The following is a 12,450-nucleotide window of genomic DNA, read 5'->3' as shown; positions in this document are numbered from 1 at the left end:
TAACCTCTGGACGGTCTACGATTAGTGAATAGTAGGGTTTTTGTCGCTGCTTTCAGGACGAACACCAAATTCAGCATGAATCGTTAGTACGCAAGCTTTGATGTGCTCAATCACTTGCTCTAGCAATTGCGCTTGTTCACCAAGATCGTCATCTTCATCAATGCCTAATTTGGCAATCTCTTCTAGGTCAGCCAGTGCTTCTTTAGCGTCATCAGATGCTTTGTTAAGCGCAACGCCTGCTAGACCTAGCCCAGAAATAAAGTGGTTTACAAAGTCGGACACACTGTCGGCTAATGCGAATAAGCCTTCTTCGCCCGGCTCATCTGGCAATAGTAAAGACAGCTCCATTGATGTGCCAGTAAGCTCATTAACAGTAACGTTGAATATGCTCTGAGCAAAAGTGAGTGCTGTCGAGGGCCACCCCATCCCATCATTGGTGTAGTCAAAAAGAATCGGCTGCCAAGTTTGATCATTGATCGCCAATCCACCACTTAACATGCCAACAAATAAGCCATGTAACTCCGCCGGTGTCACAGCCAGGCTTGCCGATTGCAGTTCAGCAGCAATAGATTGGTATTCAGGAAGGGTGATTTCACTCATAACTTGGCTCATTCTTGCGTAATAATGTATTGGTATATCCTACCATCAAGGTTAGTGGTCTGAAACGGCTATCAAATTCAATTTTGGACAGCATTTGTTCAATTTGCCCAATTCCTGTGTGATCTCGTCATCATTTCTCTTTCTGTGATGGGAAATGCTTGAATCTTAATAGCGGTTTTCCTATAGTTTGCTCCTCGGTAGTTGTATGAAGCAACACCTTAGATAGCGCGAATATAGAGTTTATTCATCATGAGCAATCAAGCGATCGACGTTGAAATATTAGGCAAACTTACACGAGTGAATTGTCCGACAGGACAAGAAGAGTCTCTTGTTGCAGCGGCAAAAGATCTGGATCGCCGATTGAAAGAAATGAGCGAACGTACTAAGGTAACCAATGAAATCCAACTGCTGACCTTTGCTGCATTGAATATTTGCTATGAGTTGCACACCAAGTCATACGAATCCAATGGTCAACAGCAAGAAATTACTGAGCGAATGGAAAAGCTCACCGCGTCTTTAGAGAACGCACTAAGCAAAGTTACGCAAGGACAGCAGTAAATACAAAATTTACCCTGGGGTGTGCGTCAGCAGGATTTAAGTCCCTGAGCCGATAAGCAATACCTAAGGGTTAGTATTTGGTAACTATTGAGCAAGCTCGGCATGCACCGAGAAGCCTACGGTTGTCATTGCTGATCCGCCTTGAACCAGCTGGTTCAAGGGCCACAATCCTCAACGGCACCCTGGGGTATTCTCTCTATGTCAGACCTCTCTCGACAAGACTTCCGCAAACTGATTCGTGAAAAGCGCAACGCTCTGTGCAGTGATACGCAATACCAAGCGGGAATCGACCTTATTACTCAATTTTCCCAACTTCCTGAAATCGATCAGGCGCAACATATTGCCATCTACCTTTCTGCAGACGGTGAGCTTGATACTAAACCGCTCATTGAATGGTTATGGCAACAGGGAAAATCGGTTTATCTGCCCGTCATCCATCCCTTTTCTAAAGGTCAGTTACTGTTTCTTCAGTATATAAGTGATGAACAGCTCGTCTACAACAAGTACGGCATCTTAGAGCCCAAGCTCGATATCAGACACCTCAAACCCGTTCGCCAGCTTGATTTAATCTGCACGCCTTTAGTTGGGTTCGACAGTATCGGACACCGCTTAGGCATGGGCGGAGGGTACTACGATCGCACTCTATCACGTTGGTTTATAACTGGAGAGGGAGCTAAACCTGTTGGTATCGCTCATGACTGCCAACATGTAGAACGCTTACCAATTGAAAGCTGGGATATTCCATTACCTAAGATCGTGACCCCAAGCCAAATATGGCAATGGGAAAGTGACAAGTAAGCCGCTATAATCACGCCCGCAAACGTTAACGAACATCTATTCAGGAGATTGGCATGACTCAAGATGAAATGAAAAAAGCGGCTGGTTGGGCAGCACTAAAATATGTTGAGAAAGGCAGCATTGTCGGTGTTGGTACTGGCTCTACCGTGAATCACTTCATCGATGCACTAGGCACTATCAAAGATGATATTAAAGGTGCAGTGTCTAGCTCTGTCGCTTCAACTGAGCGCCTTAAAGAGCTTGGTATTGAAGTATACGAGTGTAACGATGTAATGAAGCTGGATGTGTATGTTGATGGCGCAGATGAGATCAACCCAGCACGTGAAATGATCAAAGGCGGCGGCGCGGCTCTGACTCGTGAGAAAATTGTCGCAGCAATCTCTGATAAGTTCGTATGTATCGTTGACGGCACTAAAGCAGTTGACGTACTTGGCCAGTTCCCATTGCCTGTTGAAGTAATCCCAATGGCACGCTCTTACGTGGCTCGTGAATTGGTAAAACTAGGTGGTGATCCAGCTTACCGTGAAGGCGTTGTGACTGACAACGGCAACGTGATTCTGGATGTGCACAATATGCAAATTACCAACCCGAAAGAAATGGAAGACAAAATAAACGGCATCGCTGGTGTGGTGACTGTGGGTCTTTTCGCTCATCGTGGTGCAGACGTAGTGATCACTGGCACACCAGAAGGTGCAAAAATTGAAGAGTAAATAACAGCCCAAAATGAACCTATCTGGTTCACTTTTCTGTTATTTCATTACATACGGTGCTGAAAGGCACCGTTTTTTATTCCTTTCTATAAGAAAATTATCTCTTATTCCGTAATTTTCTTACCCAAAGCAATTTTTTTTTGTTACTTTATTGAACAGAAGACGCACAGGGAAACGTTTGTCTTCCTACAAAACTGTTAATTATCCCCTTTTTAATAGTTTTGCCCAATGTGCGCCACATTAGCCCACCTTTCCATTTTAAGGACGAGAAAAAATGGCCAAAGTTTCACTGGAAAAAGAAAAGATTAAGATCCTCTTGTTAGAGGGACTCCACCCTTCTTCAGTTGAAGTTCTTCAAGCAGCTGGTTATACCAACATTGAATACCATAAAGGTTCCCTTCCGGAAGAAGAACTAATTGAAGCAGTAAAAGACGTGCACTTCATTGGTATCCGCTCCCGTACGAACCTATCCGAAGAGGTAATCAATGCGGCGAACAAGCTGGTTGCAATTGGCTGTTTTTGTATTGGCACTAACCAAGTAAACCTAGACGCAGCAGCAAAACGCGGTATTCCTGTCTTTAATGCACCATTCTCTAACACTCGAAGCGTGGCAGAGCTTGTACTTGGGCAAATCCTTTTACTAGTGCGTGGTATTCCTGAAAAGAATGCTCTTGCACATCGCGGTATTTGGAAGAAAAGTGCAGACAACTCTTACGAAGCTCGTGGTAAGTGCCTTGGCATTATCGGATACGGTCACATTGGTACGCAGCTTGGTATTATTGCCGAAAACTTAGGTATGCGCGTTTACTACTACGATATTGAGAACAAACTGTCCCTTGGTAATGCGACGCAAGTACATACCATGAGTGAACTATTGAACAAATGTGATGTGATTTCTTTGCACGTTCCCGAAACACCGGAAACGAAAAACATGATGGGTGAAGCTGAATTTGCTCGAATGAAACCAGGTTCCATCTTTATCAACGCGGCACGTGGCACCGTTGTGGATATTCCTGCACTTTGCCATAGCTTAGAAGCTGGTCACCTTGCCGGCGCTGCAATTGATGTATTCCCAACTGAACCAAAAACAAATGCTGACCCGTTCGAGTCTCCTTTACAAAAATTCGATAACGTCATTCTCACTCCACACGTTGGTGGTTCAACGCAAGAAGCACAAGAGAATATCGGCTTAGAAGTGGCGGGCAAACTGGCTAAGTACTCTGATAACGGCTCGACACTTTCAAGCGTAAACTTCCCTGAAGTGTCATTGCCAGAACACAGTGGTGAGTGCTCTCGTCTGCTTCATATTCACAAGAACCGTCCTGGTATTCTAACTCAGATCAACACCATCTTTGCTGAAGAAGGCATTAACATTGCCGCGCAGTACCTACAAACAGCCGCTGAAATAGGCTACGTAGTGATCGACGTTGAAACTGAACGAGCAGAAGAAGCTCTAACAAAGCTCAAAAACATTGAAGGCACAATCCGTGCTCGTATCCTTCACTAAACAGTGAAACAGAAACGACAAAGGCAGGGGTTGTAACTCCCTGCCTTTTGCTTTTTACTGTTTGCTAAGCCTTACTTTAGCTTATAAATGACATCGACTTGATCGCGAATGATCATGGTTGAATCTTGGTAGCTATTCGCTCCTTCTTTACTATCCATCGCCATTGAACGCATTAACACAGGCTGAACGTGCATCTGTCTGTAATTGATCTGCCATACATCGCCCAACTTTTTCTCAAAACCAGTCGCTAATGACCCTGCTTTTTCTCTTGCGTCCTTAATCGCAGCCATTCGTGCCTTTTGCTGATACTCGGCTTGGTTGCTTACCTTAAGTTGAATATTATCAACCTGATTAATTCCCGCTTCTAACGCCATATCTAGGTATTGGTTAAGGTTTTTCAGCTCCGTCACCGTGACATCAATACTGCGAGATGCTCGATACCCAACAAGTTCTGCTTTTCCCGATTTAGGGTAATGGTACTGAGGAGCAAGGTATAAATTCGAGCTAGTAATATTGTCTTTTGACAAGCCGGCATCCGATAAGCTTTTTAGAAACTCTTCAACGGTTTTATCTACGGACAATTTCGCTTGTTCGGCCGTCATTGTCGTATCGACTACTTTTACAGAAAACGTAGCCATATCAGGTGTGGCCGTCACTTCGCCATACCCCGTTGTCGTAACATGAGCAAACTCTGGCGTATTCGCCAAAACTGAAGCACTGGTAAGGCTGAGTGCTGAAGCCAGCAAAAATGAATACAATTTCATTCAATAAATCCATCCATACAAAATTAAGTACTTAATCTCAGATTCCAACATCACTATCATGGCTGAGAAAGCGTGTGGTTTCATAATAGAAACTTCCGCCGATTATCCAAGCACCCATAGTGACTTCTAACACAACTTTGACTATGTAACATTGGCGTAATTTTTAAACAAAACACACTAAGTTAACGATATGCAGCTCTGACAAACTTATTGAGGTAGATGCTGCTGCGCATACCCCACTATCGCGTGTGAGATTTCTTGTAATACCCCAGTTTCTAACTGCCAGTGGTGCCAATAAATCCGATGGGACATTAAAAAACCTGGAGTCACATCAACCAACACACCTCTGTCTAATTCGTCGGTAATTTGCAAGCGGGGGATCAAGCAATAAGCAACACCAGCTAACGCCACTTTTAGAAACGCTTCAGAACTACTGATGTTGTGATGAATAACGCTGTCAGGATTGACGTTAAAATGCTCGGTAAGAAATGTTTTATGTAGATCATCATATTGGTCATATGAAACGGCCGGTGCTTTTGCCAATGTCTGATTATTTACGCCTTTAGAAAAATAACGCTGATAGAACTCTGGGCTCGCGACACAAACATAATCGATGCGACCTAAATAGTCTGCTCTGCATCCGGGGATTGGCTGGGACTCCAAGCTGATCGCTCCTGTCACTTCGCCACTTTTGAGTTTTTCAATAGAGCGGTATTCACCATAGATAGTCAGTTTTAGTTCAACTTGACGCTGCTTCATAACATTTTGCAGCGCTGGCAGTAGCCATGTTGCAAGGCTATCTGCATTAGTCGCTAAAGAGAGTTGCACAGGTCGCGTACTGGTATCATTTTTTAGTTCGGGGAGAATTTCATGCTCTAGCAAGCGTACTCGCCGATAAAGACCCAACAATTTTTTACCAATTGGCGTTGGCTTAGGTGGCTGGCTTCGAATTAAAACAGGCTGCGCGAGAAACTTCTCTAACTGCTTGATACGTTGAGAAATGGCGGATTGAGAAACAAATAAATGCTCGGCAGCACGCTCAAAGCTACCCTGATAAACTATAGCGTCTAATGCCTCAATCCATTTGTAATCTAACCCTCGCATACCTTTCCTCTCACTCTTGATCAAACGCCTCCCGTTAAATTAGTCTATCTAATGTAAGATTAAAATCATTAATTATACTTATTTAGATAAACGCTTTATCTTTCCCTTTTCTGTAAATGTATTTGTTATTTTGAAGTGAGGTGAAGTGTGAGCTTGTGGGTTCTATTGCAAGGTTTTGGTTTAGGAGCATCAATGATCATTCCGATCGGCGCGCAAAATGCGTATGTTTTGAATCAAGGCATAAAGCGTAACCACCACCTAACAACCGCCACTATTTGTAGCGTGCTAGATATGATTTTCATCTCTCTAGGTATTTTTGGTGGTGGTGCAATTCTGTCTCAAAATGAAATCTTACTGACGTCGGTGACACTTGGTGGTATTGCTTTCTTGAGCTTCTATGGACTGCTCTCACTAAAAAGTGCTTTTAAGCCAGAGAGTGAATCGGAATCAAAAGGGGAGATCGTAGCTCGAGGTCGTCGAACGGTTATTCTAGGTGCGTTAGCCGTCACTGTGCTTAATCCGCACTTATATTTAGATACTGTCGTTATTCTAGGTTCGATCGGTGGACAATTTGAAGGCCATGATCGCATTGCTTTTGCACTAGGTACGATTATGGCTTCCTTTGTTTGGTTCTACACTTTATCGATAGGAGCAGCCAAACTAGGTCCAACACTCTCTAAACCAAAAGTGAAAAAAACCATCGACATTGCAATCGCAATGATGATGTTCACAATCGCATATATCTTAGCGAGTGAGCTTATTGATAAGTATTGGTAATCACCAGGTAGTAAGGCAGCAAAGACATGGAGTCACTAAAACGTATTTATAACAACAATAGAGAGCGATTCAACGCGCTCTCTATTCCTTTTCGGGAATGGCAGCACGAAGCCATCTTAGACTTTGAGACAGATATACGCATTGCGAGAGAGCTTGGTTGGACGGGTACGCATACCAAAAGCCTCTTTTTAACCCTCAAAGGACAAGGTTACGCGGTTTATCTGGCAGATAAGGACTCGCGCCTCGATGCCAAGCAGATTAAAGCGATTACAGGTAAACGTCCCTCTATTTGTAATGACGATGAAATGGTCGAAGTGTTAGGTTGCGTACCCGGCGCGGTTTGCCCAATAGGCTTACCGGAATACATCACTATCATTGTTGATACCAATCTCTATCAACATCAAGAGTTGCTCTATACGCCTGGCTTACCTGAGTTCACATTTGGATTTGCAGGTAAACATCTAAAACGCCTCTTACTTGCTGGTCATCACACCCTTTACGAAATATAAAAAAGCGAGGCCTATTGGCCTCGCTTTTGAATATCGACTGCTTTTGATTAAGCGTCGACTTTGTTCAGGTGAACATCCATTTGTGGGAATGGAATCTCGATACCATTTTCATCCAATGCTTCTTTAATACCTTGCATTGCATCAAAGTATACGCCCCAGTAATCTGCAGTTTTCACCCATGGACGAACCACAAAGTTAACTGAAGAGTCTGCTAACGTAAGTACACCAATTGTGATATCTGGGTCTTTCAAGATACGTGGATCTTTCTCTAGCGTCTCACGAATCACTTTCTTGGTTAGTTTAAGGTCTGCTTTGTATGAAACACCAATCACTAGGTCGACACGTCGTGTCGCATGGCGAGAGTAGTTAGTAATGGCACCGCCGATAACTGAAGAGTTAGGCACAACAACCATTTTGTTATCTGGTGTTTTTAGAACGGTTTGGAAGATTTGAATTGCTTCAACACTACCCGCTACACCACCGATTTCTACGTAGTCGCCTGATTTGAATGGACGGAACGCAACAATAAGTACGCCTGCTGCAAAGTTTGATAGCGAACCTTGTAGTGCAAGACCAACAGCAAGACCTGCCGCACCAATCACAGCAACAACAGAAGCGGTTTGAACTCCTAATCGACCAAGAGCCGCGATTAGCACGATTACAAATAGCAAGTAACGAACAAGACCGTGAATAAATTCAACGACGGCCTTATCCATGTTTTTCTTTTCTAGTACTTTAGAAACACTACCAGCGACTGCCTTAACGATAAGATTACCGATAAACAGAATAAGCAGCGCAGAGATAATGTTCACACCGTACTGAACCAGTAGATCTGAATTGTTTGTCAGCCAAGTTTCAGCCTGAGTTAGACCATCCGTTAAAGTGGTATCGATACCCACCGATTCACCTGCCATAATTCTTATCCTCAAAAATAAAGAGATATAAATCCAATTGCCGTTAATTTATGAACCTTGTTTTTTAAAGGCTCTTTTCTAAAACAACATCCCTATTGCTCCACTGAACAGTGTCAGATTTTTGGCACAATATCCCAACTCTGACTTTTTTCAAAGTCAGAGTTTCGCAAAGATATGCAAAACAAGACTTTATCAGAGCTTTCTGACACTGACTTGTTACAGGTTACGCAATGCACTCTGATTTCGCCACTCTTAAGACTGATATTCCCATGTTTTCTTTAAAAAAACGTTAAAGGTGAGATATCTCACTAGCAAATACAATCTAACGCATAAAAATATCGGGAGAAAGCAGCAGGGAAGAAAGTGATAGACATAAAAAAACCCGCTCAAAGAGCGGGTTTTTAAGTAACTTAATCAGTAACGATTATAGTACGTCAACTGCGTTAAGGTCAGCAAATGCTTGCTCTAGACGAGTAACCATTGAAGCTTGGCCTGCACGTAGCCATACGCGTGGATCGTAGTACTTCTTGTTTGGTGCATCTTCACCAGTTGGGTTACCGATCTGACCTTGTAGGTAATCGTGGTTTTCAGCTTCGAACTTACGGATACCATCCCAAGTAGCCCACTGTGTATCAGTATCGATGTTCATTTTGATTACACCGTAGCCGATAGATTCACGGATTTCTTCTAGAGAAGAACCTGAACCGCCGTGGAATACGAAGTTTAGAGAGTTCGCTGGAAGACCGAATTTCTCAGAAACGTGCGCTTGAGAATCACGTAGGATAGTTGGAGTTAGTACAACGTTACCTGGCTTGTATACGCCGTGTACGTTACCGAAAGATGCTGCGATAGTGAAACGGTGGCTGATTGCGCTTAGTTTCTCGTATGCGTATGCAACGTCTTCTGGAGAAGTGTATAGCTCAGACGCATCCATATCAGAGTTGTCAACGCCGTCTTCTTCACCACCAGTACAACCTAGTTCGATTTCTAGAGTCATGTTCATTTTAGCCATGCGCTCTAGGTACTTAGCAGAAATTTCGATGTTCTCTTCTAGAGACTCTTCAGAAAGGTCGATCATGTGAGAAGAGAATAGTGGCTTACCAGTTTGCGCGAAGTACTCTTCACCAGCGTCTAGTAGACCGTCGATCCAAGGAAGTAGTTTCTTAGCTGCGTGGTCAGTGTGTAGGATTACTGGAACACCGTAAGCTTCAGCTACAGCGTGAACGTATTTCGCACCAGCAACAGCACCTAGGATTTGAGCTTCTTGACCTTCAAGTTTTAGACCTTTACCAGCAAAGAAAGCAGCGCCACCGTTAGAGAACTGAACGATAACTGGAGCTTTAACTTTTGCAGCTGCTTCAAGTACTGCGTTTACAGAGTCAGTACCCACACAGTTTACTGCTGGAAGTGCAAAGCTGTTTTCTTTTGCAACTTCAAATACTTTCTGAACGTCATCGCCAGAGATAACACCTGGTTTTACGAAGTCGAAGATCTTAGACATGGATGTAATCCTATTTATCTGTCGTTTTTAAACAAAACTTGTTAAGTTGAAAATCTTGCAAACGTTTGCTCACAACTGAGGCTATTCTAGCAGAGTTCCTCACACGTTGCAGCAAACAAGAAAGCGGGAGAATCACTCCCCCGCTTTGCTTTAATTACTTAGCGCGTGCTTCTAGCATTTCTACTGCTGGAAGAACTTTACCTTCTACGAACTCAAGGAAAGCGCCGCCGCCAGTAGAGATGTAAGATACATCCGCTTTGATACCGAACTTGTCGATAGCCGCTAGCGTGTCACCACCACCAGCAACAGAGAAGCCTTCAGAAGCTGCGATAGCTTCAGAGATACCTTTAGTACCTGCTTCGAAGTTCTTGAATTCGAATACGCCTACTGGACCATTCCATAGGATAGTCTTAGCGTTTTTAAGGATTTCAGCTAGTTCAGCAGTTGAATCTGGACCAAGGTCGAAGATCATGTCGTCGTCTTGTACTTCAGAAACGTGCTTGATTTCAGCTTCTGCGTTCTCGTCAAATGCTTTCGCACATGCAACGTCAGTTGCTACTGGAATTGCACACTCGTCCATTAGCTTCTTAGCTGTTTCAACTAGGTCTGCTTCGTATAGAGACTTACCAACGTTGTGGCCAGCAGCTGCGATGAATGTGTTAGCAATACCACCACCAACAACGAGTTGGTCAGCGATTTTAGATAGAGACTCAAGAACAGTTAGCTTAGTAGAAACTTTTGAACCACCTACGATAGCAACCATTGGACGAGCTGGCTTGTCCATTGCTTTGCCTAGCGCTTCTAATTCGTTTGCTAGTAGAGGGCCAGCACATGCTACGTCTGCGTGCATGCCAACGCCGTGAGTAGATGCTTGAGCACGGTGAGCCGTACCGAATGCGTCCATTACGAATACGTCACATAGTGCTGCATATTTCTTAGATAGCTCTTCGTCGTTTTTCTTTTCGCCTTTGTTGAAGCGAACGTTTTCAAGAACAACAAGTTCACCCGCATTTAGCTCTAGGCCATCTAGGTAGTCTTTTGCTAGCTTCACTTCGCAATCTAGTGCGTCGTTTAGGTAGTTAACAACTGGTTGTAGAGAGAACTCTTCAGCGTATTCACCTTCAGTTGGGCGACCTAGGTGAGACGTAACCATTACTTTAGCGCCTGCTTCTAGGCAGTGCTTAATAGTTGGAAGAGATGCGATGATACGTGCATCCGAAGTTACTTTACCGTCTTTTACTGGCACGTTTAGGTCAGCACGGATAAATACACGTTTACCTGCAAGATCCAGGTCAGTCATCTTGATTACAGACATGATGTGTCCTCTCAAATATTTAATAATTAAAGTTTTTGAAAACTCGGCAACCCTGCCAAGCCTGTTAATTCTTCAAACTGGTTATAGATATGGAGATATTATGGATTTATTTCAAGGCTTGAAATAAAAATTCTCCATCACTTCTTCGTCATTACTGTTCCACTTGCGAAGAAGCTTGCATTGCTAAGGCAGTATCCAGCATCCGGTTAGCAAAGCCCCATTCGTTGTCGCACCAAACGAGCATTTTTACGAGTTGCCCGTTACTCACTCTAGTCTGGCTTCCATCCACAATCGCACTATGGGGGTCGTGGTTAAAGTCGATGGAAACGAGTGGCGATTCAGTATAGTCAACAATGTTACGTAATGTACACTGAGATGCGTTAACAATGGTTTGATTTACGTCATTAACTTTCACATTTGTACTAATTGTGACACTTAAATCCATTGCAGTGACGTTAACCGTTGGAACACGAACAGAAATTGCTTCGAATTTGTTGGAAAATTTCGGGAAGATTCTTTCAATCCCCTTATGCAACTTAGTGTCCACCGGAATAATAGATTGGCTTGCAGCGCGGGTACGGCGTAAGTCGTTATGATACGCATCGATTACTTGTTGATCGTTCATGGACGAATGAATTGTCGTAATGGTGCCAGACTCTATGCCGAAGGCTTCGTCTAATACTTTAATGATGGGAACGATACAGTTGGTGGTGCAAGAGCCATTGGAGACAACACGGTGCTCGTCTTTCAGAGTTTCGTGGTTCACGCCATAGATAATCGTATTATCTAGGTCGTTTGCGCCCGGGTGCGAAAACAGTACTTTCTTCGCGCCAGCTTCTATATGCGCTTGCCCATCCGCTTGCGAACCAAATACGCCAGTGCAATCCAAGACGATATCAACTTCTAAATCACGCCAAGGAAGTAATTCGATTTCGGAGAGGTGGAGAATGCGAATGGAATCATATTCACCGCTGTCATGATGAACATGCAAATGTTCTTGGTCATGGGAAATTTTTTTACCAAAGCGACCATGACTGGTGTCATATTGCAGTAGGTGTGCCATCGCCTCTGGCTGTGCTAGTTCGTTTACCGCCACAACCTTGATCTGCTGGTGTTTTCCGCTTTCATACACCGCTCGCAGAACATTACGACCTATACGTCCAAATCCATTGATCGCAACCTTTAGCATTTATCCTTCGCCCTACCAAAAATTTCGTGTCACAGATACTACCTGATCAGGCTGACAAACGCACCTGTTGAATCAAAGTAAAGCAGGATTAAAAAAGGTCGAGACTATGCTCGACCTTATTACAACGATTGTGCCGTCCTAAATAAGGTTGACACTTTCTACCCCCAAAATTGGAGAGTGTTATGAAATCAACAACTAAAAGAA

13 protein-coding genes and 1 other RNA gene are annotated in these 12,450 nt (G+C 43.6%); 7 read left to right on the top strand and 7 right to left on the bottom strand.

The genetic code is table 11. The annotated features are described in order from the left end of the window. Positions 1–21: 21 nt before the first annotated feature. Complete coding sequence (locus R7127_RS03400) at positions 22–600, bottom strand: YecA family protein (RefSeq protein WP_262584470.1); 579 nt, start codon at positions 598–600, stop codon at positions 22–24. 249 nt (positions 601–849) lie between these two features. On the opposite strand from R7127_RS03400, the gene R7127_RS03395 reads away from it, so the two are divergent. The 5 genes from R7127_RS03395 to serA all read left to right on the top strand — a co-directional run bounded on the left by R7127_RS03395 (position 850) and on the right by serA (position 4,173). Further along, the gene (locus R7127_RS03395) at positions 850–1,158 is read left to right on the top strand and encodes a cell division protein ZapA (protein WP_005384553.1); all 309 of its coding nucleotides are present in this window, start codon (positions 850–852) and stop codon (positions 1,156–1,158) included. An 8-nt stretch (positions 1,159–1,166) separates the two neighbouring features. Continuing rightward, positions 1,167–1,351: non-coding RNA, 6S RNA (ssrS, locus tag R7127_RS03390), on the top strand. Between the two features lie 5 nt (positions 1,352–1,356). After that, on the top strand, positions 1,357–1,956 hold the full coding sequence (locus tag R7127_RS03385; protein WP_005384552.1) for a 5-formyltetrahydrofolate cyclo-ligase: 600 nt from the start codon (positions 1,357–1,359) through the stop codon (positions 1,954–1,956). A 53-nt stretch (positions 1,957–2,009) separates the two neighbouring features. Further along, positions 2,010–2,666, top strand: a complete 657-nt coding sequence (gene rpiA, locus R7127_RS03380; RefSeq protein ID WP_005380982.1) for a ribose-5-phosphate isomerase RpiA — start codon at positions 2,010–2,012, stop codon at positions 2,664–2,666. 274 nt (positions 2,667–2,940) lie between these two features. Continuing rightward, complete coding sequence (serA, locus tag R7127_RS03375) at positions 2,941–4,173, top strand: phosphoglycerate dehydrogenase (protein ID WP_017821632.1); 1,233 nt, start codon at positions 2,941–2,943, stop codon at positions 4,171–4,173. 71 nt (positions 4,174–4,244) lie between these two features. Here the strand turns inward: serA and R7127_RS03370 are convergent, their stop codons facing one another. Further along, positions 4,245–4,937 (bottom strand): oxidative stress defense protein, encoded by a 693-nt coding sequence (locus tag R7127_RS03370; RefSeq protein ID WP_064377011.1) that lies wholly within the window; start codon positions 4,935–4,937, stop codon positions 4,245–4,247. Between the two features lie 207 nt (positions 4,938–5,144). Next, positions 5,145–6,041 (bottom strand): LysR family transcriptional regulator ArgP, encoded by an 897-nt coding sequence (locus R7127_RS03365; RefSeq protein ID WP_005380990.1) that lies wholly within the window; start codon positions 6,039–6,041, stop codon positions 5,145–5,147. 147 nt (positions 6,042–6,188) lie between these two features. Between R7127_RS03365 and R7127_RS03360 the strand changes: the two genes are divergently transcribed. Further along, on the top strand, positions 6,189–6,818 hold the full coding sequence (locus tag R7127_RS03360) for a LysE/ArgO family amino acid transporter (protein ID WP_025998531.1): 630 nt from the start codon (positions 6,189–6,191) through the stop codon (positions 6,816–6,818). Between the two features lie 26 nt (positions 6,819–6,844). Beyond that, positions 6,845–7,327, top strand: coding sequence for a YbaK/EbsC family protein (locus tag R7127_RS03355; RefSeq protein ID WP_172563492.1), 483 nt, complete (start codon positions 6,845–6,847; stop codon positions 7,325–7,327). A 47-nt stretch (positions 7,328–7,374) separates the two neighbouring features. Here the strand turns inward: R7127_RS03355 and mscS are convergent, their stop codons facing one another. The 4 genes from mscS to epd all read right to left on the bottom strand — a co-directional run bounded on the left by mscS (position 7,375) and on the right by epd (position 12,246). Continuing rightward, positions 7,375–8,241, bottom strand: coding sequence for a small-conductance mechanosensitive channel MscS (gene mscS / locus R7127_RS03350; RefSeq protein ID WP_005380995.1), 867 nt, complete (start codon positions 8,239–8,241; stop codon positions 7,375–7,377). 424 nt (positions 8,242–8,665) lie between these two features. Next, the gene (fbaA, locus tag R7127_RS03345) at positions 8,666–9,742 is read right to left on the bottom strand and encodes a class II fructose-bisphosphate aldolase (protein WP_005380996.1); all 1,077 of its coding nucleotides are present in this window, start codon (positions 9,740–9,742) and stop codon (positions 8,666–8,668) included. Positions 9,743–9,896: 154 nt separating this feature from the next. Beyond that, positions 9,897–11,057, bottom strand: coding sequence for a phosphoglycerate kinase (locus R7127_RS03340; protein WP_005384547.1), 1,161 nt, complete (start codon positions 11,055–11,057; stop codon positions 9,897–9,899). A 151-nt stretch (positions 11,058–11,208) separates the two neighbouring features. Further along, on the bottom strand, positions 11,209–12,246 hold the full coding sequence (gene epd / locus R7127_RS03335; RefSeq protein WP_005384545.1) for an erythrose-4-phosphate dehydrogenase: 1,038 nt from the start codon (positions 12,244–12,246) through the stop codon (positions 11,209–11,211). Between the last annotated feature and the right edge of the window lie 204 nt (positions 12,247–12,450).

Origin of the sequence: Vibrio sp. 1159, assembly GCF_033340395.1 — a bacterium.
GTDB classification, from domain to species: Bacteria; Pseudomonadota; Gammaproteobacteria; order Enterobacterales; family Vibrionaceae; genus Vibrio; species Vibrio alginolyticus.
This window is presented reverse-complemented; position numbering and strand designations above follow the sequence as displayed.